This window comes from Comamonas sp. (genome assembly GCF_036666375.1).
Lineage (GTDB): Bacteria > Pseudomonadota > Gammaproteobacteria > Burkholderiales > Burkholderiaceae_C > Comamonas.
Genome location: NZ_JAVWWA010000010.1, coordinates 1 through 22,360, shown reverse-complemented (window position 1 = coordinate 22,360; position 22,360 = coordinate 1). Strand labels below are relative to the sequence as shown.

At 68.0% G+C, this 22,360-nt stretch carries 22 protein-coding genes; 15 read left to right on the top strand and 7 right to left on the bottom strand.

Annotated elements, in window-relative coordinates; genetic code table 11:
• Position 1: 1 nt before the first annotated feature.
• From RR928_RS03960 to otsB, 4 genes are read left to right on the top strand one after another with little or no spacing between them, the layout of a single operon-like run.
• Complete coding sequence (locus RR928_RS03960; protein WP_332537910.1) at positions 2–673, top strand: PIG-L deacetylase family protein; 672 nt, start codon at positions 2–4, stop codon at positions 671–673.
• On the top strand, positions 663–1,250 hold the full coding sequence (locus RR928_RS03955) for a class I SAM-dependent methyltransferase (RefSeq protein ID WP_332681549.1): 588 nt from the start codon (positions 663–665) through the stop codon (positions 1,248–1,250). Before RR928_RS03960 ends, RR928_RS03955 begins: the two co-directional genes overlap by 11 nt.
• Entirely contained in the window at positions 1,247–1,936 is a 690-nt protein-coding gene (locus RR928_RS03950) for a glycosyltransferase (protein WP_332537912.1), read from the top strand. Before RR928_RS03955 ends, RR928_RS03950 begins: the two co-directional genes overlap by 4 nt.
• Entirely contained in the window at positions 1,929–2,630 is a 702-nt protein-coding gene (otsB, locus tag RR928_RS03945) for a trehalose-phosphatase (RefSeq protein WP_332537913.1), read from the top strand. The genes RR928_RS03950 and otsB overlap by 8 nt, the downstream gene beginning before the upstream one ends.
• Positions 2,631–2,737: 107 nt before the next feature.
• Here otsB and RR928_RS03940 read toward each other — a convergent pair whose 3' ends face one another.
• Positions 2,738–3,283: a ferritin-like domain-containing protein gene (locus RR928_RS03940; protein WP_332537914.1), complete on the bottom strand. Its 546-nt coding sequence runs from the start codon at positions 3,281–3,283 to the stop codon at positions 2,738–2,740.
• A gap of 518 nt (positions 3,284–3,801) precedes the next feature.
• Here RR928_RS03940 and RR928_RS03935 point away from each other — a divergent pair.
• From RR928_RS03935 to RR928_RS03910, 6 genes are all read left to right on the top strand, one after another.
• Positions 3,802–5,538, top strand: coding sequence for an acyl-CoA synthetase (locus RR928_RS03935; RefSeq protein ID WP_332681548.1), 1,737 nt, complete (start codon positions 3,802–3,804; stop codon positions 5,536–5,538).
• Between the two features lie 54 nt (positions 5,539–5,592).
• Positions 5,593–6,735, top strand: a complete 1,143-nt coding sequence (locus tag RR928_RS03930; RefSeq protein ID WP_332537916.1) for an FAS1-like dehydratase domain-containing protein — start codon at positions 5,593–5,595, stop codon at positions 6,733–6,735.
• A 3-nt stretch (positions 6,736–6,738) separates the two neighbouring features.
• Complete coding sequence (locus tag RR928_RS03925) at positions 6,739–7,971, top strand: CaiB/BaiF CoA transferase family protein (RefSeq protein WP_332537917.1); 1,233 nt, start codon at positions 6,739–6,741, stop codon at positions 7,969–7,971.
• Positions 7,972–8,045: 74 nt separating this feature from the next.
• Complete coding sequence (locus tag RR928_RS03920) at positions 8,046–9,008, top strand: Bug family tripartite tricarboxylate transporter substrate binding protein (protein WP_332547520.1); 963 nt, start codon at positions 8,046–8,048, stop codon at positions 9,006–9,008.
• A 10-nt stretch (positions 9,009–9,018) separates the two neighbouring features.
• Entirely contained in the window at positions 9,019–9,432 is a 414-nt protein-coding gene (locus tag RR928_RS03915; RefSeq protein WP_332537919.1) for a PaaI family thioesterase, read from the top strand.
• Positions 9,429–10,304: an IclR family transcriptional regulator gene (locus RR928_RS03910; protein WP_332537920.1), complete on the top strand. Its 876-nt coding sequence runs from the start codon at positions 9,429–9,431 to the stop codon at positions 10,302–10,304. Before RR928_RS03915 ends, RR928_RS03910 begins: the two co-directional genes overlap by 4 nt.
• 1 nt (position 10,305) lies before the next feature.
• Here RR928_RS03910 and RR928_RS03905 read toward each other — a convergent pair whose 3' ends face one another.
• Positions 10,306–11,214 carry a LysR family transcriptional regulator gene (locus tag RR928_RS03905; protein WP_332537921.1) on the bottom strand — a complete coding sequence of 303 codons (909 nt, stop codon included), beginning with the start codon at positions 11,212–11,214 and terminating at the stop codon, positions 10,306–10,308.
• Positions 11,215–11,333: 119 nt separating this feature from the next.
• Between RR928_RS03905 and RR928_RS03900 the strand changes: the two genes are divergently transcribed.
• The 3 genes from RR928_RS03900 to RR928_RS03890 all read left to right on the top strand — a co-directional run bounded on the left by RR928_RS03900 (position 11,334) and on the right by RR928_RS03890 (position 14,263).
• Positions 11,334–12,326 (top strand): hydroxyacid dehydrogenase, encoded by a 993-nt coding sequence (locus RR928_RS03900; RefSeq protein ID WP_332537922.1) that lies wholly within the window; start codon positions 11,334–11,336, stop codon positions 12,324–12,326.
• Positions 12,323–13,015, top strand: coding sequence for an RraA family protein (locus tag RR928_RS03895; protein ID WP_332681546.1), 693 nt, complete (start codon positions 12,323–12,325; stop codon positions 13,013–13,015). The genes RR928_RS03900 and RR928_RS03895 overlap by 4 nt, the downstream gene beginning before the upstream one ends.
• Positions 13,016–13,288: 273 nt before the next feature.
• On the top strand, positions 13,289–14,263 hold the full coding sequence (locus RR928_RS03890) for a Bug family tripartite tricarboxylate transporter substrate binding protein (protein ID WP_332537923.1): 975 nt from the start codon (positions 13,289–13,291) through the stop codon (positions 14,261–14,263).
• 52 nt (positions 14,264–14,315) lie between these two features.
• Here RR928_RS03890 and RR928_RS03885 read toward each other — a convergent pair whose 3' ends face one another.
• A complete protein-coding gene (locus RR928_RS03885; RefSeq protein WP_332681545.1) occupies positions 14,316–15,551 on the bottom strand; it encodes an alpha-hydroxy acid oxidase in 1,236 nt (411 codons plus the stop codon).
• Between the two features lie 93 nt (positions 15,552–15,644).
• On the opposite strand from RR928_RS03885, the gene RR928_RS03880 reads away from it, so the two are divergent.
• Positions 15,645–16,517, top strand: a complete 873-nt coding sequence (locus RR928_RS03880) for a LysR family transcriptional regulator (protein ID WP_332537925.1) — start codon at positions 15,645–15,647, stop codon at positions 16,515–16,517.
• Positions 16,518–16,725: 208 nt separating this feature from the next.
• Positions 16,726–17,589: a transglutaminase-like domain-containing protein gene (locus RR928_RS03875; protein ID WP_332547524.1), complete on the top strand. Its 864-nt coding sequence runs from the start codon at positions 16,726–16,728 to the stop codon at positions 17,587–17,589.
• Here the strand turns inward: RR928_RS03875 and RR928_RS03870 are convergent.
• Genes RR928_RS03870 through RR928_RS03855 form a run of 4 tightly spaced genes read right to left on the bottom strand, consistent with a single transcriptional unit; the run spans position 17,566 to position 22,149 of the window.
• Complete coding sequence (locus RR928_RS03870; RefSeq protein ID WP_332537927.1) at positions 17,566–17,859, bottom strand: DUF3325 family protein; 294 nt, start codon at positions 17,857–17,859, stop codon at positions 17,566–17,568. The two genes, RR928_RS03875 and RR928_RS03870, sit on opposite strands and share 24 nt — an antisense overlap.
• On the bottom strand, positions 17,856–19,415 hold the full coding sequence (locus RR928_RS03865) for a PepSY-associated TM helix domain-containing protein (RefSeq protein ID WP_332681544.1): 1,560 nt from the start codon (positions 19,413–19,415) through the stop codon (positions 17,856–17,858). The genes RR928_RS03870 and RR928_RS03865 overlap by 4 nt, the downstream gene beginning before the upstream one ends.
• Positions 19,412–19,693 (bottom strand): hypothetical protein, encoded by a 282-nt coding sequence (locus RR928_RS03860; protein WP_332537929.1) that lies wholly within the window; start codon positions 19,691–19,693, stop codon positions 19,412–19,414. Before RR928_RS03860 ends, RR928_RS03865 begins: the two co-directional genes overlap by 4 nt.
• Entirely contained in the window at positions 19,693–22,149 is a 2,457-nt protein-coding gene (locus RR928_RS03855) for a TonB-dependent receptor (RefSeq protein ID WP_332681543.1), read from the bottom strand. The genes RR928_RS03860 and RR928_RS03855 overlap by 1 nt, the downstream gene beginning before the upstream one ends.
• Positions 22,150–22,360 lie beyond the last annotated feature (211 nt).

The window sequence follows — 22,360 nt, the reverse complement described above, 5'->3', positions numbered from 1 at the left end:
CATGCTGCCCGTGCCCGTTGAAATGCTGCTGCGCGGGTTTCGCACCCTCACCGTGCTGGCCCCCCATCCCGATGACGAGGTGTTCGGCTGCTTCGGCCTGATACGCTGCGCCCAGCGGCTGGGCCTGAGCGTCGAAGTGCATATCGTGACCGATGGCGAGCGCTGCTTTGGCGCCTTGCCGGTCGACGAGGAGCTGGCCTTGCGCGCCGCGCGCCAGCAGGAGTCGCTCCAGGCCGCGGCCCTGCTTGGCTATCCGCCGCCCACGTTCTGGGGCCTGGGCGATTCGCAGCTCATGGAGCAGCCGGCGCTGGTCGAGCGCGCGCTGCAAAACCATTGCCGCGCCGATGCGCTGTGCGTCGCCCCCTGGTGGAACGACGGCCATCCCGACCACGAAATGGTGGCCCACGGCCTGCGCCAGGTCAGTGCCGCGGGGCAAAGCATCTTCTACCCGGTCTGGGCGCTGATCGACCGCGCGCGCCGCACCCAGTTCTTTGCCCAGGAGGGCGTGGCCGCCATCACGCTGGCGCCCGCCGAACGCGCGTTGAAGCAGCGCGCCGCGGCGCTGTTCCAGACGCAGTTCAGCCGCGACGCCACGCCCGCCGGCGCCATCATCCGCGACGAATTCCTTGCCGAGTTCACCACCGACCACGAGTACTACGTCCATGGCCATTGACTTTGACGCGCCCCACGAGGAGCCCGATCCCTGGGGCTATGAGACGCACTGGTACGAAAAGCGCCGGCGCGCGCTGATTGCCGCGCTGCTGCCGGGCGAAAAGCTCGGCCAGGTGCTGGAAATCGGCTGCTCCACCGGCCTGATCACGCAGATGCTGGCGCCGCGCGCGCGCCATGTGCTGGCCATCGACGTCTCGCCGAAAGCCGTTTCGCTGGCGCGTGAGCGCCTGCAGGGCCTGGCCCATGTCGAGGTCGTGCAGGCCGACATCACCCAGGACTGGCCGGCGCGCAGCTTCGACCAGATCCTGCTGTGCGATGTCGCCTACTACCTGAGCGAGGCGCAGCTCAGCCAGCTGGCGCGCAATGTCCGCATCCAGGCCTCGGCCGACTGCGTGCTGCTGCTGGCGCACTGGCGCCACCCCTTTGCCCAGGTCATCACGCCGGCGCCGGCTGCCCATGACTTGCTGGCCGAAGTCACGGGTTTTGCGCGCCTGGCCGGCTACCAGGACCATGATTTGTTGATTGACGTATTGAGCGCCAGCAGCGTCAGCGTGGCGCAGAAGGACGGACTTCTATGATGGGCATTGTCATTCCCGCGCACAACGAGGAGCAGCGCCTGCTGGCCTGCCTGCAGTCGGTGCGCGCCAGCATGCGGCATCTCGCAGGCCATGGCGTCGAATCGCTGCTGGTGGTGGTGCTCGATGCCTGCGATGACGGCTCGGCGCGCATCGCGCGCGCGCATGCCGACCAGGTGCTGGAGATCGATGCGCGCGACGTCGGCCGGGCAAGGTGCGCGGGCGCGCAGCGCGCCCTCGAACGCGGCGCCGACTGGATTGCCTGCACCGACGCCGACACCCAGGTGCCCGAGGACTGGCTGCACGCGCAGTGGAACTGCGGCGCCGAGGTGTTCTGCGGCATTGTGCGCGTCGACGACTGGGGCGATTACGCGCCCGAGGTGGTGCGCGCGTTTCACGCCACGGTGCCGCGCGACGGCCACCCGCATGTGCATGGCGCCAATCTGGGGCTGTCGCGCCAGGCCTATCTGCAGGTCGGCGGTTTTCTTCCGGGCAAGGCGCACGAAGACGTGAGCCTGGTGCGGCGCTGCGAGCAGGCGGGACTGCGCATTGCGCGGCGCATCGCGCCCTGCGTGGTGACCAGCGCGCGGCGCGATCCGCGCGCGCGCGAAGGCTTTGGCGATTTCTTGCTCCAGCTCGAACGCGGCGTTCAGCAGACGCAGCGCGGCGCGGGGGCAGGTCTTGGCTGAGCCGATAGCGCTGTTTGTCGATTTCGACGGCACGCTGATCGATATCGCGCCCACGCCGGCCGCGGTGCAGGTCAGTGCGCTGCTGCTGCAGACCCTGGCCGCGCTGGCGCCGCGGCTCAACGGCGCTCTGGCCTGCATCAGCGGCCGGGCGTATGCCGACCTGGCGCCGCTGCTGCAAGGCGCGGGCATCGCGCTGGTCGGCAGCCACGGCGCCGAGATCCTGCAGGCCGCGCCGGCCGATGCCCGGCTGGCGGCGCTGGCGCAGCGCTGCCGCCAGGCACTGCAGCCCTGGCCCGGCGCCCTGGTCGAGGAAAAGCCTTGCGGCCTGGCGCTGCACTGGCGCCAGGCGCCCGCGGCCGAAGCCATGATTCGCGAACTCGGCGCGCAGCTGGCCGCGGCACTGCCCACCCATGGGCTGTGCGAAGGCAGAAAAGTGATTGAATGGCTGCCCGCGCATATCGACAAGGGGGCGGCCTTGCAGCAGTTGATGCAGCAGGCACCGTATTGCGGCAGGATGCCGGTGTTCATAGGCGACGACACCAGCGATATCAGCGCCATGCAGGCCGCGCGGGCGCTGGGCGGATTGGCGTTTGCGGTCGGCGAGCGCGTCGCGGACCATGCCGATGGGGTGTTTGCGCGGCCGGCCAATGTGCTGGCCTGGCTTGAGTTGCAGGTGCGCATACGCCCGGCCTGAGCCGGAAACACGTCGGCACTGCGCCGGAATCGCGCCGGAAATTCACCGGAAATGCGCCGGCGCAGGGCCGATGGCCAACCCTGCGCCGGGCACTTACCGGCTGCGCGTCAGGCGCGCTTCATCCAGTCCGACAGCTCGTCGGCGTGCTCCTGCTCCTGCTCCAGGATCTGCTCGATCAGCCGGCGCGTCGTGTGGTCCTTGTCGCCGATCAGCTCGATCATCTGCGTGTAGGCCTCGATGGCCACGCGCTCGGCAATCAGATTGGCGCGAATCATGGCGTGCAGGTCTTCCTGCTCGTCGTAGTCGGCGTGGCTGCGGCTGGTCAGCGTGTCGGGATTCAGATCGGGCTTGCCGCCCAGCTGCACGATGCGCTTGGCGATCTTGTCGGCATGCGCCTGCTCCTCGTTGGCGTGCACCAGGAATTCATCGGCAATGGCCGGCGATTCCAGGCCGGTGGCCGTGAAGTGGTGGCGCTTGTAGCGCAGCACGCAGACGATTTCGGTCGCCAGCGAATCATTGAGCAGCTTGATGATGGCTTCGCGCCATTGCTCGGCCTCGGGCGTCACCGCCCCCTGGTCCAGGCTTTGCTTTGCCGCTTCGAGTCGTTGGTTGTCGAGTGTCAGCTGACGTGGTTGTTGCTCGTTATTGTTCATTGCACACCTCGTGGGATTGGAATGGGATATCTGGCATGGGGAAACACCAGCACTTGCTACCGTAACGGATGAAATCCGGGCGCGGTGTGGGAGTGGAGCTTGTGTTGCCATGGGCGGTTGGCGGCAAGCGCGCGTTGGCCGCCGCGTCCACGCGCAAATTGCCTAGGACATACCCTTGATTGCACGCCGCTCGCGCATGCGGGTGCCGGGGTTTTGCGCCGCCCTCGCGGGTTCATCTCAGGCCCGCATGCATGCCCGCGCGGCACTTTTGCGCCGGCTTGAATGCCGGAAAAACAGGAGCGCGGCCCGCAGCAGGCACGCGCATTTCCCGGTGTTCCCGCGCCCCGTCTTCAGCTTCTCAATGCACCCGCCCAGGTCTTCAAGACCTGCGTTTGCGCCCGCATTCACGCACTTGGATTTTGCTTGTATTTGTCTATAGACAAATAGAAGTCGTATTTGACAAAAGCAGCCGGCGGGAGAAAACTGCATTCAACCCCTCACTGACGTTGGATGCCGCCATGAAATCACTGACCGACTACCAGAGCTACGCCGATGCGCAGATCCAGTTTTCCCCCGAACGGCTCTGGGACCTGTTTGACGGAAACCGCGATGCGCTGAACATTGCCCATGAATGCGTGGACCGCCATGCGGCCTCGGGCCGGGACGCGCTGATCGTGGTCCAGGCCGGCGGCGGCGAGGAAGTCATCAGCTTTGCCCAGCTGTCCGAAGACTCGTCGCGGCTGGCGCACTGGCTGGAGGCCAGCGGCGTGCAGGCCGGTGACCGGGTGGCGATCATGCTCGAGCCTTCGCGCGCCTTCTACACCGCGATGTTCGGCGTGATCAAGCGCGGCGCGATTGCCGTGCCGCTGTTCACGCTGTTCGGCCCCGACGGCATACGGCTGCGGGTGCAGGACTGCCAGCCCGCGCTGCTGATCACCAATGCCGAGAAGCAGGACGCCGCGCGCTTTCCCGGCCACCCGCCGGTGCAGGTGTTCGACGCCGGGTTCGCGCAATCCCTCACGGCTTTTCCCGCCCGCTACCAGACGCAGTCCAGGGCAGCGGACCTGGCGGTGTTCCAGTACACCTCGGGCACGACACGCGAGCTGCCCGAAGCCGTCAAGCATTCGCACAAGGCGCTGGTGACGCTGATGGTGGCCGCGCTTTACGGCACGGGCATACGCCCCGGCGAGCGCTACTTCTGCCCGTCGTCGCCGGCCTGGGGCCATGGGCTGTGGCATGGCACGCTTGCGCCGCTGGCGCTGGGCCTCACGGTGGGCGCATACAGCGGGCGCTTCAACGCCGAGCGCCTGCTGCAGGGCCTGGCCGAGCACCGCTTCACCAACATGTCGGCGGCCGCGACCCACTACCGCATGATGAAGAACTGCGGCAAGGCCGGCGACTACCGCTTTGCGCTGCAGAAGCTGTCGTTCACCGGCGAGCCCATAGACGACGACACCGCCGACTTCGTGCGCGCCACCTTCGGCCTGGAAGTCTGCAGCATGTACGGCACGACCGAGATCGGCGTGGTGCTGGCCAGCTACCCCGGCGCGCCCGATTTTCCGGTCAAGAAAGGCGCGCTGGGCAAGGCCGTGCCGGGCACCGAGGTGCAGGTGCAGGGCGATGACGGCAAGCCCTGCGCGCCCGGCGTCACGGGCCAGTTGATGGTGCTGCGCCGCGGCCAGTGGCTGCCGACCAAGGACCTGGGCCGCATCGATGCCGACGGCTACTTCTATCACGGCGGCCGCGCCGACGACGTGATCATATCCGCGGGCTGGACCATGAGCGCCGTCGAGATCGAGAACGTGATCCTGATGCACCCCGACGCGCTCGAGGCCGCGGTGATCGGTGTGCCCGACGCGCTGCGCGGCCAGGTCGTCAAGGCCTTCATCGTCAGCACCCGCCCGGCGGCCGACATCGCCGCCTTCACCGGCGAAATCCAGGAGTTGGTCAAGACCAAGCTGAGCCAGCACGAATACCCGCGCCATGTGGCCCTGGTCGACGAGCTGCCCAAGACCCCGGCCGGCAAGGTGCATCGCAAGGTGCTGCGCGAGCGCGAGCTGGCAGGGCAAGGCCATTCATCCTTCGACGGGCTCAGGACGAACGGTTCGGCGCCCGGGCCCTTGGCCGTTCGCTCCGAGCCGCTTCCCGTTCGCCCCGAGCCGCCCCCCGTTCGCCCTGAGCCGCCCCCCGTTCGCCCTGAGCTGCGCCCCGTTCGCCCTGAGCTTGTCGAAGGGCCGTCCAGCACTGCCGGCTGAATGCGTCACCGCGCCATTTCCCCATTCCCCATTTCTCAACCAGGAGCCATCACCATGGACATGAAAGCCCAGCGCAATTTCCCCAAGATCACCGAAAGCGGACTCGACGAATTGCGCCAGCGCATAGGCGTCAAGATAGGCCACACCGTCGAGCCCTGGTGCCACGAGGCGACGCGCGACAACATCCGCCATTACGCCCATGGCATCGGCGACGACAACCCGCTGTGGTGCGACCCCGACTACGCGGCCAAGTCGCATTACGGCGGCATTGTCGCGCTGCCCAGCTTCCTGTTCTCGACCAGCCGCATTGTTTCGGGCTATGTCGGCGGCCTGCCGGGCGTGCATGCGATGTGGTCGGGTGCCGACTGGACCTGGCACAAGCCCGTGCGGCGCAACGACGAGATCCACACCGAGGCCTATCTCAAGGACCTGATCGAACACCAGACGCGTTTTGCCGGCCGCGCCGTGCAGCAGATCTACCACGTGGATTTCTTCAACCAGGACGGCGACAAGGTGGCCGAGGCCGACAGCTGGTGCTTTCGCACCGAGCGCGACCATGCGCGTGAGGTCGGCACCAAGTACGATGCGGCGCGCGAGCGCGGCCAGCGCAGCTACACCGACGAGGAGCTGGCCGCGGCCTTCGACCTCTACCGCAAGGAGGAAGTGCGCGGCGCCGTGCCGCGCTACTGGGAGGATGTGAAGGAGGGCGAGGCCCTGCCGACGATGTTCAAGGGCCCGATGACCGTGACCGGCTTCATTGCCTATGCCCAGGGCTGGGGCGGCCTCTACATCCGCGCCAACAAGCTGGCCTGGAAGCTGATCGACGCCCACCCGGGCGTGGGCATCAAGAACCGCTTCGGCATTCCCGACGTGCCCGAGCGCGTGCATTGGGAAGAGGACTTCGCGCTGGAAGTCGGCGCGCCCGGTGCCTACGACTACGGTCCCGAGCGCACCTCGTGGCTGACCCACCACCTGACCAACTGGATGGGCGACAGCGGCTTCCTGCACAAGGCCAGCTGCAAGATCCGCCGCCACAATCCCGAAGGCGACATGGTGTTCATCACCGGCAAGGTGGTGCGCAAGTTTGTCGAGGACGGCAAGCACATGGTCGAGATCGAGCAGATCGCGCACAACCAGGACAACGAGCTGTCGGTGCTTGGCGGCGGCGTCGTGGTCCTGCCCAGCCGCGGAGCCTGAGCCATGGAACGCGCAGGCGCCTTGCAGGGGCTCAGGGTCGTCGACCTGACCAGGGTCCTGGCCGGGCCCCTGTGTACGCAGATTCTCGCCGACCATGGCGCTGAGGTGACCAAGGTCGAGCCGCCCGCGGGCGACGAGACCCGCCGGCTGGGCCCGCCCTATACGCCCAGCCAGCAGGCCGCGTACTTTTCCGCGCTCAACCGCGGCAAGCAGTCGATCAGCCTGGATCTGTCCACGCCCGACGGCCAGCAGGTGCTGCACGGCCTGCTGGCAAATGCCGACGTGCTGGTCGAGAACTTCGTTCCCGGCACGCTGGAGCGCTGGGGCCTGGGCTACGAGGAAGTGCTGGCCGCGCGCTACCCGCGGCTGGTGCTGTGCAGCATCAGCGGCTTTGGCGCCGACGGTCCGCTGGGCGGGCTGCCGGGCTATGACGCCGTGCTGCAGGCGGCCTGCGGCATCATGAGCATCAACGGCAGCGAAGGCAGCGGCGCGACCAAGGTGGGCATTCCCGTGGTCGATCACCTCACGGGCTATGTCGCGCTCAGCGGCATCCTGATGGCGCTGCAGGCGCGCGCGCGCGACGGCCTGGGCCAGCGCGTCGAGGCCACGCTCTACGACACCGCGATCAGCCTGCTGCTGCCGCATGGCGCGAACTGGCTTTGTTCGGGCGAAGTGCCCGCGCCGCTGGGCAGCGCCCACCCGAACATCGTGCCCTACGACAAGTTCCGCGCGGCCGACGGCGAGCTGTTCATAGGCATTCTCAACGACGCGCAGTTCGCGCGCTTTTGCGCCGCGCTGGGCGAGCCCGCGCTGGCCGCCGACCCGCGCTTTGCCAGCAACGCCCAGCGTCTGGGCCAGCGCGACGCGCTGTACGCGGCCATCGAGGCGGCGATTGCGACCCGGCCGGCGCAAGTCTGGGCCGAGGCGCTGATGGCCCAGGGCGTGCCGGCCGCGGCCGTCAACAGCGTGGCCGCCGCGCTCGAGCATCCGCATACCCAGCACCGGCAGCTGCTGGTGCGGCGCGGCGACTACCAGGGCATACGCTCACCGGTGCGGCTCATGGGCACGCCTGCAGTGCCGGGCGCGGCGCCGCCGCGGCTCGACCAGGACCGGGCCGCCGTGCTGGCGCGCAGCCGGCAGGGGCAAGGTCAAGAGCAGGGCGAGGGTCGGCCCGAGGGTCAGCCCCAGGCGCCGGCCCGCAGAATGCAGGAGGGCCATGCCACCCCCCAACACTGATCCACAGAAGAAAAGCCGCTGCGCGGGGCCAGGCCCCGCGCAGGAAAAACAGTTGGCATCACAAGGAGACAGACATGAAACGCATCGTATCGGGATGGGCCGCGATCATCGGCCTGGTGGCTTCGGCCGCGCTGCAGGCGCAGACCTATCCATCGAAACCCATCAAGATCATCGTCGCCTATCCGGCGGGCCAGGGCACGGACATCGCCACGCGCTATCTCGCCGACCAGATCTCGCGCGATCTGGGCCAGCCCATCATCATCGACAACCGCCCCGGCGCCGGCGGCAACGTCGGCACCGAGGCCACGGCCAAGGCCCATCCCGACGGCTATACGCTGACCATGGGCACCAACGCCACCCATGTGCTCAACGAGTTTCTCTACACCAAGATTCCTTTCAACGCCGGCCATGACTTCGAGCCGGTGGTCATGGTCGGCACCTTTCCCATGGTGCTGGCCGTGGCCAGCAGCTCGCCGCTGACCACGGCCAGGCAGCTGGTCGACGCGGTCAAGACCGCGCCGCGCAGCGCCGACATCGCCCTGCCCAGCACCAGCGCGCGCCTGGTCGTCGAGCTGCTCAAGGAGCGTTCGGCCGTGCCGCTGTTCGGCGTTCCCTACAAGGGCGCGAGCATTGCGATCACCGATCTGATCGGCGGCCAGCTCACGGCGATTGTCGACACCCCGACCAGCCTGCGCCCGCACCTGCAGTCGGGCAAGCTGCGGGCGATTGCCGTGACATCGCGCCAGCCGAGCTCGCTGGTGCCCGGCGTGTCTTCGGTGGCCGAGCAGGGCTTTCCCGACTTCGACGTGATTGCCTGGAATGCGCTGTACGCGCCCAGGGGCACGCCAGCGCAGATCATCCAGACGCTCAACGCCGCGTTCAACAAGGCGCTGCAGCGCCCCGAAACGCGCCAGCGCCTGCTGGAGCTGGGCTTCGAGCCCGCGGGCGGCACGCCGGAATCCCTGCAGGCCTTTGGCCGCAGCGAACGCCAGAAGTGGCAGGTGGTGATTTCCACGGCGGGCTTGAAGGCTGATTGAGGGCGTAGCGATGCAAGCGCAGGCCCAAGGCTGGAAACCGCACGAACTGCCCGGCTTCATGGGCCTGGCCGGCCCGCTGTGGAGCCGGCGCGAGGGCGATGACTGGGCCTATGGCCTGCAGGTGCGGGCCGAGCACCTCAATCCGGCGCGCATGCTGCATGGCGGCGCCTTGCTGACGCTGGTCGACCATGCGCTGAGCACCGTTGCCTGGCAGGCCGCGGGCCGCGTGCCCTGTTTGACGCTGCAGCTTGACAGCCATTTCCTGGCCGGCGTGGCCGAAGGTGGCTTTGTCGAAGTGCGCGCCCGCATCACGCAGCGCACGCGCAGCCTGTTGTTCCTGCAGGGCCTGGCCAGCGTGGACGGCGCGCCGGTGCTGCAGGCCCAGGCCATCATGAAGGCCGCCCCACCCAGGAGCGCACCATGATTTCGCTGGACATGGCCTGGACGCCGTTGGCGCGCGCCGCATCGGGTAAGCTGGACAGCCCGACATTGCGTCGCAGCCCGCAGAAAACCCGCAGCATGGTCAGTGAACCGAGTCAACCCAAGGCCCAGCGCGTGCGGCCCGTGCCCGCCGTCAGCCGATCGATTGCCATCTTGCGCCTGCTGGGCGAAAGCCAGCCCGGGCTGGGCGTCAAGGCCATAGCCGACCAACTGGGCCTGGTGCCCAGCACCTGCCTGCATATCCTACGCGTGCTGGTCAGCGAGGATCTGGTGCAGATGGACAGCGCGACCAAGCGCTATACGCTGGCCGGCGGAATGATCAGCCTGGCGCGCAGCGTGCTCGAAGGCGGCAGCTTTGCCCAGCGCGTGCAGCCCGGCCTGGACCGGCTTGCGGCCGCGCATGGCGTCACCGCCATGGGTGTCGAAGTCACCCAGCACCAGAGCGTGGTGGTGCTGGCGCTGTCGAAGTCCAATCAGCCGTTTCGGCTGCACACCGATGTCGGCAGCCAGTTCTCCAGCCTGGTCAGCGCCACGGGCCGGCTGATTGCCGCCGAGCTCGATGCCAGCCCGGCGCAGCTCAAGAAGATCTACGCCGCCATTGCCTGGGACGACGCGCCCGGCTTCACCATCTGGCGCAACGAAGTCGAACTGGCCAGGCGCCAGGGCTGGGCGCTGGACCGCGACCATTTCGTGCGCGGCCTCACGGTGGTGGCGCTGCCGGTGTTCAATGCGCGCCGGCAGCTCACGCACACCGTCGTGGCCGTGGGCATGAGCAGCCTGCTGGACGGCGCCGCGGTGCAGCGCCTGGTGCAGGACATGCGCACGGAAGTCGATCTGCTGGACGGCCGGCCCTGATTCAGCAAGCCGCCGCAAGGGCCGCGCCCTGGGAGCGCAGCAGCTCGACAATGCGCTGCGCCGCGGGCGACAGCTCGCCCGCGCGGCGCACCGTCACGCCCAGCTTGCGCCGCAGCGTCGTGGCCTCCAGCCGCACTTCCTCGAGGTGCTCGCCGCCGGGCAGTTCCAAGGTGTGGCGCGAGACAAAGCTCAGCAGATGGGTGCGCGCAATCATGCGCGGCAGCAGGGCAATGGAGCTGGCCTCGATCTGCACGCTGGGCGGCGCCAGGCCCTGGTTCGCAAACGCCATGTCCAGCCACAGGCGGCTGGGAATCGCGGGCGCGGGCAGGGCCCAGGGGTAGGCCAGCAGCGCCTGCATGGTGATCTTCGGCGTGGCGAACACCGGGTGGCTGCGGCTGGCGGCCACGACCACCACGTCCTCGACAATCGGGTAGGAGATGGTGGTCGGGTCGCCGTCTATGGTCAGGCCTATCAGCAGATCGATCTTGCCTTCGCGCAGCTGCTCGCGCAGCTCCCAGCTCGGGCCGACAACGATGCTGATCGTGGTCTTGTGGCCGCCCTCCAGCGCCAGGCTGCAGACCTCGGGCAGCAGGTGATCGGCCGCGACCGGGCCGCTGCCTATGCGCACATGGCCGGCCAGGCCCTGGGCGAACTCCTGCACCTGGCGCACCACTTCCTCGGCGGTGTTGCGCAGCATGCGCGCCCGGCCCAGCAGCATCTGGCCCACGGGCGTGAGCCGTATGCCCCGGCCTTCGCGCTCGAACAGCGGGCTGCCGAACGCCTCTTCCAGCCGCTGAATGCACTTGGTCAGCGCCGGCTGGCTGCGCGCGAGCTGCTCGGCCGCCTGGCCGAAGTGGCCCATTTCAGCCGCGGCTTCAAAGTAGCGCAGATCGCGCAGATGCAGGTCCATGGGGCGCTTTCATCAATTACCAAAAGAAATGGGTCAATCACCATTATTCAATAGACCGAATGAATTGCGCTGCGCAGAATCCACTTCCAACAGGATTCACCTCCCCAACAAGAGACAACATGGCCTTCACGATTTTCATCACCGCGCCCAAGCTTGCCCCCGCGGGCCAGCGCATTCTCGAGGACGCGGGCTGCCGCCTGCTGTTCATGCGCGACGGCAACGACGCCGCCGAGGTCGCGCAGATCCTGGCCAGCGAGCCGGTGGACGCCGTCATCTCGCGCACCGTCGCGCTGTCGGGCGACGCCATCCGTTCCTGCCCGACGCTGAAAGTCATCTCCAAGCATGGCGTGGGCGTGCCTAACATCGACGTCGCCGCGGCCAGCGAGCGCGGCATTCCGGTCTATGTGACGCCGGGCGCGAACGCGCAGTCGGTGGCCGAACTCACGCTGGGTCTGATGCTGGCCGCGGCGCGCAAGGTCGCGCTGCTGGACGCCGAGCTGCGCGCCGGCCGCTGGACGCGCGCCCAGGACGGCGTGCAGCTCGCGGGCCGGCGCCTGGGCCTGGTCGGCTTTGGCCAGGTGGGCCAGCGCGTCGCCAAGGTGGCGCTGGCGCTGGGCATGGAAGTCGAAGCCTTCGATCCCGGACTGCGCGGCGCCAGCCCCGTCGAGGGCGTGGCGCTGCACGCCGCGCTGGACAGCCTGCTGCCGCGCGCCGACGTGCTGAGCCTGCACATTCCGCTGAACGCGCATACGCGCGGCCTGTTCGATGCCGCCCGGCTGGCCCTGCTGCCGCGCGGCGCGATCGTGGTCAACACCGCGCGCGGCGAAGTCATTGACGAGCCGGCGCTGATCGCGGCGCTGCGCTCGGGCGCGCTGTTTGCCGCCGGCCTGGACACCATGGCCGTCGAGCCCCTGCCGGCCGGCAGCGCGCTGGCCGCGCTGCCCAACGTCGTGCTCACGCCCCATGTGGGCGGCTCGACCGCGGCGGCGCTTGAAGGCATGGCCACGGGCGCGGCGCGCAACGTGCTGGGCTTTCTCCGCGGCCAATCCCCCGATCTTTGCGCCTGCGTGAACCCGCAGGTGTTTTCCCAAGACCACCAGAGCATCCGATGAGCACTACCCCTTCGTGGCCCGCAGGCTACCGCATCAACCCCCGCGCCGCCGGCCCTGACGCCGAGACCGTCGCCGCCTTTCGCGACATGCCGGTGGCGGCGATTGGCGACTCCATGAGCCGCAACGTCGGCACCCTGGGCCTGCGCCAATACCATCGCCGGCTCGAGACCGTGCTGTGCGGCCCGGCCGTGACGGTGCGCGTGCGCCCCGGCGACAACCTGATGATCCACAAGGCGCTGATGATGGTCGAGCCCGGCGATGTGCTGGTCATTGACGGCGGCGGAGATGTCTCGCAGGCCCTGGTCGGCGGCCTGATGCGCACCACCTGCGTGGCCAAGCAGCTCGGCGGCCTGGTGATAGACGGCGCGGTGCGCGATCTGTGCGAATGGGCCGAAGACGGCATGCCCATCTTCGCCAAGGGCCATACCCACCGCGGCCCGAGCAAGGACGGCCCGGGCGAAGTCAATGTGCCGGTGTCCTGCGCCGGCCTAGTGGTGCTGCCCGGCGATCTGATCGTCGGCGACGCCGACGGCGTGATTGCCGTGCCGGCCGCTGAGGCCGCGAGCGTTCTCGCCAGGACCCGCGCCCATCTGCTCAAGGAAGCCAAGATCCGCGAGACCAACCGCACGGGCACGGCCGATCCCGAACGCTTTGACGCGGTGCTGCGCGAAAAGGGCTTGCCGATCTAAAGCGGCTTGCGGTCAATTTATGAGGATAGGGCGTTCATGGTTCGACAAGCTCACCACGAACGGGGAGGCGTCGCAGCGGCTTCTCTTGAAAGGCATGACGCCCTCCGTTCGTCCTGAGCTTGCCTCGCCGGCCGCGTCGAAGGATGAACGGCCCTTCGACAAGCTCAGGACGAACGGTTCTATCAGCTCAGGACGAACGGTTCTATCAGGAGTTGACGTCCGCTCCATAGTGGCCTGCGCATAGAAACAAGAAATAAACCAAGGAGACAAACCATGCAACGACGTACTTTTCTTCACACCGGCGCGCTGGCGCTGGCCGCGGGCACGACGGGCGCTTTCGCCCAGAGCAGCTGGCCGGCCAAGCCCATCAAGCTGATCGTGCCGTTTCCCCCGGGCGGCGGCACCGATGCCACCTCGCGGCTGATTGCCGAGAAGTTCACCGTGCTCAACCAATGGACGGTGATTGTCGAGAACCGCCCCGGCGCGGCCGGCAACATCGGCCTGGACGCGGTGGCCAAGGCCCAACCCGACGGCTACACCATAGGCATGGGCCAGGCCTCGAATCTGTCGATCAATCCCGCGCTCTACGCGAAGATGCCTTTCGATCCGCTCAAGGACTTCACGCCCATCGTCGAGATCGCGGTGCAGCCCGTGGTGCTGGTGGTGCGCGCCGACTCGCCGTTTCGCACGCTGGCCGATTTCATCAAGGCCGCCAAGGCCAAGCCCGGCGAGTACAGCATTGCGCATGCGGGCAACGGCACGGTGGGCCATCTTGCGGGTGAGATGCTCACGCGCCGCGCAGGCATCCAGGTGCTGCAGGTGCCCTACAAGGGCGCGGGCCCGGCAATGAACGAGCTGCTCGGCGGCCAGGTGCAGCTGTATTTCGGCAACAGCGTCTCGGTGATGTCGCAGATGACGGGCGGCAAGGTGCGCGCGCTGGCCGTGAGCTCGGCCCAGCGCCTGCCGGTGATAGGCCAGGTGCCCACGGTGGCCGAGCAGGGCTATCCCGGTTTCGACGCCACCACCTGGCTGGGGCTGGTCGGCCCCGCGGGCCTGCCGGCCGAGGTCGTGGCGCGCGTCAACAAGGAAGTCGGTGCCATGCTGGCGCGCAAGGACGTGCAGGACAAGCTGGCCTTCGAAGGCAATATTCCGGTGACCGGCACGCCCCAGCAGTTCGCGGCCTTCATCAAGGCCGAACACACGAAGTGGGGCAATCTGATCCGCGAGGCCAACATCAAGCTCGAATGAAGCTTTGGGTCTGCAGCGAAAGACGCCGGCAGCGCTGCCGGCGTCTTGCCGTTCAGGGGCGCGAAAAGAGATGTTCACGGCCCAGCTCGGCCGGGCTGTTGACGCCTATCAGCGCCATGTTGCGCAGCATTTCCGAGGCCAGTATGCCTATCGCATGGCGCACGCCGGCTTCGCCGGCCACCGCGCCCGCGTAGTTGAAGGGCCGGCCGACAAACACGAACTTCGCGCCCAGCGCCAGCGCCAGCAGCACATCGTTGCCGCGGCGAAAGCCGCTGTCCATCATCACCGGGTAGTCGGGTCCCAGCGCCTGCACCACGCCTGGCAGCACCTGCAGCGGCGAGACCGCGCCGTCAAGCTGGCGCCCGCCGTGGTTGGACAGGATGATGCCGTCGGCGCCATGCTCGCGCGCGCGCAGCGCGTCGTCCTGGTGCAGGATGCCCTTGAGCACCAGCTTGCCTTTCCAGCGGCGGCGAATCAGATCGAAATGCTCCCAGTTCAGATGGTCGCGCGCGCCGAAGTCGCGCGTCACCGTCGATGACAGGATGGGCGCGCCGCGAGTGGCCTGCGAGTTCTCGAAGTGCGGCATGCCGTGCTGGACCAGCGTGCGCAGCGCCGTGCCGAACAGCCAGCCCGGATGCGTGATGCCGTCCCAGGCCAGGCGCAGGCTGGGGCGCAGCGGCGTCGAGAAGCCGGCGCGCAGATTGTTCTCGCGGTTGCCCGAGACCGGCGTGTCGGCCGTCACCACCAGCGTGCCGAAGCCCGCGCGCTCGACGCGCTCCAGCAGCAGCGCAATGCGTTCGGGCTCGCCGGGCACATAGGCCTGGAACCAGGCCCTGGGGTTGGCGCGCACCACCTCCTCCATGGGGATCAGCGAGGTGCCGCTGAGGATCATGGGAATGTTTGCCGCCGCCGCGGCCTGGGCCTGCACCAGATCGCCGCGGTAGGCCGACAGCGCGCTGATGCCCATGGGCGCGATGCCGAACGGCGCCGCCCAGTCCTCGCCCAGCAGCGTCGTGCCCAGCGTGCGCGCCGCGGTGTTCTTCAGGATGCGCGTCTGCCAGCCGTAGTCGGCAAAGGCGCTGCGGTTGCCCTGCAGCGAGCGGTTGGTCTCGCAGCCGCCCGAGACATAGGCAAAGATGGGGCGGGGCAGGAAGGCGCGCGCCGCGTGCTCGAAGTCGTCGAGCGACAGCATCTTGCGCAGGCGGCGCGGCAGCGCGGGCGTGCCCGCGCGCGCCGGCGATGCCGAGTTCGGCGCGGCAAAGTCTTCAAGGCGGAAAGTGGAGGTCATGGCCTGGCGAAATCGATTGAACAAGCCTGCATGCTAGAAGACAATGCTCAATTGTTGTTTGATCATTCGTCGTTCGATACACGAGGAAAACTCATGAAAATGCAGTTGCTGGCGACCTTGTCCGCCGTTGTGCAGCAGGGCAGCTTTGCCCAGGCTGCCGAGCAGGTGAACCTCACGCCCAGCGCCGTAAGCCTGCAGATGAAGCAGCTCGAGCAGTACTTCGGCCAGCCGCTGTTCGACCGCTCGGCGCGCAATGCGCGGCCCACGCCGTTCGCGCTGCAGCTGGCGGCCGTCGTCAACCGCAGCCTGGCCGAGCTCGAGTCGCTGCGCCACACCGCCGACGCCGCGCCCGCGGGCCATGTGCGCCTGGGCATCACCGAGTCGGCGCTGACCACCTTGCTGCCCCAGGCCTTTGCCGCGCTGCAGCGCCAGGCGCCGAAAATCGCGCTGCAGATAGATCGCGGCACCACGCCCGATCTGCTGCAAAGCCTCAAGGCCGGGCGCGTCGACGCCGCCGTCGTGGTGCGGCCGGTCTCGGGCGGCTCGAGCCGGCTGCTGTGGACGCCATTGCTGCGCGAGCCTTTCGTGCTGGTCGTACCCGCGAACATGGCGCCCGGCACCGTCAAGCAGATCCTGGGCCAATCGCCCTGGATACGGCTGGACCGCGGCGTCGTCGCCGGCCAGATGGCCGCGCGTTTCGTCAACCAGCTGCTGCCGCAGCGCCAGCCGCTGCTCGATGTGCCGGGCATGGATGCGATCGTCGCCATGGTGGCCGCGGGCATAGGCGTGTCGGTGCTGCCCAAGATCCGCTACCAGCTGCGCGATGCCTATGGCGTGCGCGAGATCGCGCTGGGCAGAAACGCACCCGTGCGCCAGATCTGCCTGGTGCGGCGCAGCGCGGACGCGGGCCTGCAGCGGCTCGATGCCGTGGAGCAGGCTTTCGTGGCGGCAGCCGCAATGCCGTGATCATCGGTGCCGACTGGCATGAAGTGCCGGCCCGCGTGGGCATACGGATGGCAGTGAAGTGGTGGTGTTTGCTGACATCCTGCCGGCGCCGGGCAGCGCATACTGACGCTAGCGCATGGGTCTTTCGGCCATCCAGCATGCGTTGCGCGAAGGTGTGCAGTCGCTGGCGCAGGAATTCTCCTTGTCATTCTGGTAGCCCACGACAACCATGATCAGACTTCAACTCCAAATCGAGTTGTCCTATACGGTGTTCGCACCGGGAGCCGATTTCTTTTTCTATATCCATGCCGCGCACACCGCCCACCAGGCAGTGTCCGGCGAAAAACTGGTGATCAGCCAGCCAGACGCTTACCGCGAGCTGCAGCAAAGTCCCGATATGGGACAGCGCTGCCTGCGGCTGAGCGCGCTGCCCGGCCCGCTCACCGTGCAATACGGTGCCACGGTGGACATCTCCCACCACACGGCGGACCCGGCGCAGATCGGCGAAGTGCCGGTGCGCCAGCTGCCGCTCGAGGTGCTGCCCTATATCTACCCCAGCCGCTATTGCCAGTCGGACCGGCTGTCGAATTTCGCCATGGGCCAGTTCGGCTATCTGCCGCAAGGCTATGCGCGCGTCCAGGCGATCTGCAACTGGGTGAGCCAGCATGTGACGTTTCGCTCGAACAGCTCCAGCGGCACGACATCGGCGGTGGACACGCTGATCGAACGCGTGGGCGTGTGCCGCGACTTCGCGCATCTGATGATCGCGCTGTGCCGCGCGCTCAATCTGCCGGCGCGCTTTGTCACCGGCACCGACTACGGCGCCGACCCGGCCCTGGGTCCGCCGGACTTCCATGCCTATGTCGAGGTCTACCTGGGCGATCGCTGGTACCAGTTCGATCCTTCGGGCACGGCGATTCCCATGGGCATGATGCGCCTGGCAACGGGACGCGACGCGGCCGACGTGGCGTTTGCGACCATCTTTGGCGGCGTGATGAGCGAGCAGCCGCATATCCATGTGGTGGCGCTCGAAGATGCGGCAGCCGGCTTGCAAATGCCGGTGCACACCTCACTGGCGCTGTCGACGGCCTAGGCGCAGCAGCGCCTGCGGCGCCCAGGTGGCGACACCGACGACGGCAAACGCACAGGCGCTGAGCAGCGCCAGCCACAAAAGACTGCCCATTCCCGGCCCCTGGCTCACGGTGCACAGCGCGAAGGCGGCCAGGGCCAGCAGCAGCGCTGCCATCTTGCATGTGGCCGGACGGGGCGCGGTATCGCCGAGTTTGCTGCGCGTTCCTGCGCTGGCGAAATACAGCAGCGTCCAGCCAGCGAACAGGCACAGCGCGGCGAGCAGTGTATTCATGTCGCCAATCCCCGCGCCTTCAGGCGGCGCGCGGCATAGATCGCGGTGGCGGCCAGCGCCAGCAGCGCCGCATCGACACCCCACACTGCCCAGGGCGTCGTGACCCGCGTGTAGGCATCGGTAGTCGCGGCATTGAGCAGCAGCGCCGATGTCGCCAGCGCGGCAATCGCCCAGGCCTGTTCGCGCCAGGCCTGCATTGCGCGGCCCAGGCCATGCGCCAGGGCCAGGCTCCAGAGCACGAAGAACGCCAGCAGCTCGAGTCCGGGCCGGTCCGTCGCGCCCCATTGCGCGTGCTGGGGCAGCAGCCGGTTGGCGCACAGAAAGCCCAGCGTTGCCGCGATCAGTCCCGTGGTGCTGGCCACGGCCAAGGCCTCGACCAGGCGCCAGCGCGCATCCGGCGCCGCGGCCTTGCGCCGCGCCGCCAGCCAGAAGACGAGGCCGGTGGCAATCAGCACGCAGCCCGACAGGCCCAGCGCAAAGTACAGCCCACGCAGCAGCGGGTGCTCGAACTGGATGAAATGCAGGCCGGAGAAAAAGCGCTGCACGGCCATTGCGGGCGCGGCCTGGAACTGGTGCAGGAACTGTCCGGTCGCGGCATCGAAATACAGCTGGTCCAGGTTCATCGAGACTTCGCTGGCGTAGGACCGGCGCAGCTCTACATAGCTGTCCGCCTGGCCCGGTTTCCAGACGCGCACGAAGTAGGGCTCGGCGCCAGGGCCCCAGCGCGCGCGCGCCTGATCGGCCATGGCGTCCAGCGAAGCCAGGGGCCGGCCCGGCGCGGCGGGCGCGGCGTTCGGGCGGAAGCGTCCATAGCCTTCGGCCTGTACCGCGGCCTTGGCCTTGGCGCCGCTGCCGTAGACGCCTTGGTGCGCCTGGGGAAAATAGACCGCCCAGAAGATCACCAGCCCCGACAGCGTGATCAGGAAATGGAACGGCAGGCCGAGCACGCCCGTGACATTGTGCAGATCGAGGCTGCTGCGCGGCAGGCGCTTGCGCGGGCGGAAGGTGAAGAAATCGGCAAACAGCTTGCGGTGTATGACCACGCCGCTGACCAGCAGCACCAGCATGGCCATGCCGGCCAGCCCCACCAGCCACTTGCCCAGGTCGTTCCAGGAGAGCATCAGGCCGTAGTGGAAGGGAAAGAAAAAGCCGCTGGCGCCCAGCGTGCCCGGGTCGGCCATCGGCGCCAATGTCGCGGGGTCGAGGTAGCGCAGTTCGCGCTGCCCGTCCCGCGTCTGCCAGGACAGCCGCAGAACGGGCGTGCGCGGCGTGGCCCAGTCCACGCGCCACTGGCGTGCGCCCGCGGGCACCAGGCTTTGCGCCAGCGGCGCGATCGCGTCCAGCCGCGGCGGGCCGGCGGGCGACGCGAGCCGCGTCGGACCGGGAGGCGACGCGAGCCGCGTCGCGGGCATCATCCAGCGGTCGATCTCGCGATCGAACACGCTGAGCGTTCCCATCCAGAAGACCGCAAACAGCAAGCCGCCCAGCACAATGCCCACCCAGGTGTGGACTGGGCCCAGGCGCTGGCGCCAGGGTTTTTGCGGCGCGGCGCTCATGCCTTGGCTCCCAGCCAGCCCAGCAGTGCGAACACCAGGCAGCCCAGGCCCAGCACCCAGGCCAGGCGCGCGCCGCTGGGGCAGGCCAGGCCCCACAGCAGCACGCCGAGGTAAGCCGGAAAGCCCAGCATGGCCGCGCTCACCACCGCGTCCGAAGGCAGCTGCCCGGCGCGTGCGAGCAGCGCCGCAAGCGCATTGACGGCCAGCGCGACCAGCACATAGCCGCCGCCGGTCGCGACCAGCGCGCGCCAGGCGCCGGCGAGGGCAGGGTGGCGCATCAGAAGTCCAGCGAGTAGCCCACGGTCAGCGTGCGACCGCGTCCCGCGAAATAGCGCAGCGGCTCGACCAGCGCGCTTTGCGAGTAGTAGCTGATGTAGTCGCGGTTGAACACATTCGCCACGGCCAGGCGCAGCGTGCCCTGGGGCAGCTTGTAGTTCAGGCTCGCGTCGACCAGCGTATAGCCCTTGAAGCGCTTGGCCGGGTCGTCGAAATGCCGGCTGATCGCATGCTGGACCTGCACGAAGGACGACAGATTGCCGTTCCATTGCGCGGTCCAGCCGGCAATCACGCGGTCGGGGGCGACGTTGAGGCCGTCCAGGCGCGCGTCCAGGCTGCCGTTGCCGTCGCTGTCATACCGGCCCTTGGTGCGCGCATAGGACAGCTTGGCCTTGTGCGCGCGGTTGAGGCGGTAGCCCAGGCTGGTCTCCACGCCTTCGATGCGGTTCTTCTCGCGCGCCAGCATGAAGGCGTCGTTGACGCGCACCACGCGCGTGCCGTAGTCGGAGCTCGAACGGAACCAGCTGGCTTCGGCGTCCCAGTCGCCGCGCTTGTAGCGCGTGCCCAGCTCCACACTGTGGGTGACGATGGGGCTGAGGCTGCGCATCTCGTCGACGTTCTGGCCCGGCGTGTTGATCGCGCGCAGCACCCGGCCGACATCGGGCATGCCCAGGCCTTCGGAATAACTGCTGTAGATGTTCCAGTGTTCGGTGGGCGAGAACACCAGGCCCGCGTTGTAGAGCGTCTCGTCGAACTTGAGCGTGCCGCCGGCGACCGCGACGCGGTTGTAGCGCGCCAGCGTGCGGTAGCTGTCGATTTCCAGCTCGGCATGCTCCCTGCGCACCCCGGCGTGCAGCGCGAGCTTTTCATGCAGCTGGTAGTCGCCCTGCAGGAACAGCGACAGATTGCGGTAGGTGGACTCGGGCACATAGGTGCGGCCCGTGCCGTAGAGGTCCTGCTTGCCCTTGTCGGCCAGGGTGTCGAAGCCGCCGGTGAGCTTGAGCTTGCTGTCGAGCAGGTCGGACTTGGTCAGCGTGACCTTGCTGCCGAGCTTGGCCGAGGTGGCGCGCGACTGGTCGTAGAGCCGGCCCACGGGCGCGATGGCCGCGTCCTGGAAGGTGGCGGAGTTGTCGGCGCCGAACAGCGCCTCGAAGTCCTGGTGGAAGACCATGGCCGACAGCTCCATGCCGGCCAGGTCGTAGTGGTTGTAGCTGACGCTGGACGTCCAGACATCGTTCCACGGCGCCGTGCCTTCGGGCTGGCCGCGCACCGAGGTGGTGGGCAGGCCCGTGGCGCGGTTGCCGGCCACGGCCAGGTAGTTGGCCTCGCCCTTGATGCGGTAGCGGTTCAGCGAGAACTGCAGGCGCTGCTCGTCATCGAGCCAATAGCCTATCTTGCCCAGCATGTCGTAGCTGCGCGAGTCCATCAGATCGCCCTGGGTGGTGTCGGTGCCGATCGAGCGGCCGCGCGCGTCGCGGTGCAGGCCCTGGTCCTCGGCGGCAATCGCAAACAGGTAGTCGAGCTGGTCCTTGCGGCCGCTGACGCGGTAGCTGGTCTTGTAGCCCATGGTCTCGCTGCCGGGGCTGGAGCTGGGCATGGTGGCCTGCACGTCCACATGCTGGTTGAACGCGCCGTTTTCCGGGCGCTTGGTGATGATGTTGATCGTGCCGCCGGTCGCGCCCAGGCCGTTGATTGCATTGGCGCCATGCACGACTTCGATGCGCTCGACCATGGCGAAGTCAATGGTGTGCGATTCGCGGCCCGTGGGGCGGATAGGGTTGGACTGGGGCACGCCGTCAATCAGTATCAGCGGCGTGCGTCCGCGCAGCGTCTCGCCACTGCCGTTCATCTTGCCGCGGCTGGGCGTGTACGAAGGAATCAGATTGCTCAGCACATCCGAGGAATTGGTCGACAGCGCCATCTGGCGTTCGATATCGGCCTGGCCGATGATCTGCACGCTTTGCGGCGCCTTCTGCGCGTCCATGTTGGAGCGCGATGCCTGGACGATCACGGCTTGCAGCGGCTGGTCCTGGCCGGCCTCGGGGACCGGTGCGGCTTCAGGCAAGGCATAGGCCGACTGCGCCGCAGGCGCTGTCGTCGCTGCGGCGACAGCCGCGGGCGTCAGCAGATAGCCGGCGTCCGATTTCTGTATGGCCTGGCCCGTGCCCTTGAGCAGTTGCGCAAATCCGTCCTGCACGCTGTAGCTGCCGTTGAGGCCTTGGGTGCGCAGCCCGGCGACGCGGCCCGCGTCCATGACCAGGGCCACGCCGGCTTGCTGGGCAAAACGGTTGAGCGCGGGCGCGAGCGGGCCGGCCGCAATGCTGAAGCGCTGGGCCGATGGGCTGCTGGCTGCAGTCTGGGCCTGGGCGGTGGTGGCCAGGCTTGCCAGAGCCAGCGTCAGGGAAAGCGCCAGCGGCGAAAGGCAGCCGCGCGGGCTGGGGCGTTGTCCGTCACGCATGTGAAGAGTCCTTGTTGGTGGTGTTCACAGGCATTGACGGATGAGATCGGGGAAGTGGAACCTCAATGGCAAAATATTTGCACATGGTTTTTCTGCGCGCAGGGCGTTCATCCTTCGACGCGGCCGGCGAGGCAGGCTCAGGACGAACGGTCCACAGAAAGCGGCGCTGCCACTAATCCGTTCGTGGTGAGCCTCCCTGGCCGGGCGCGTC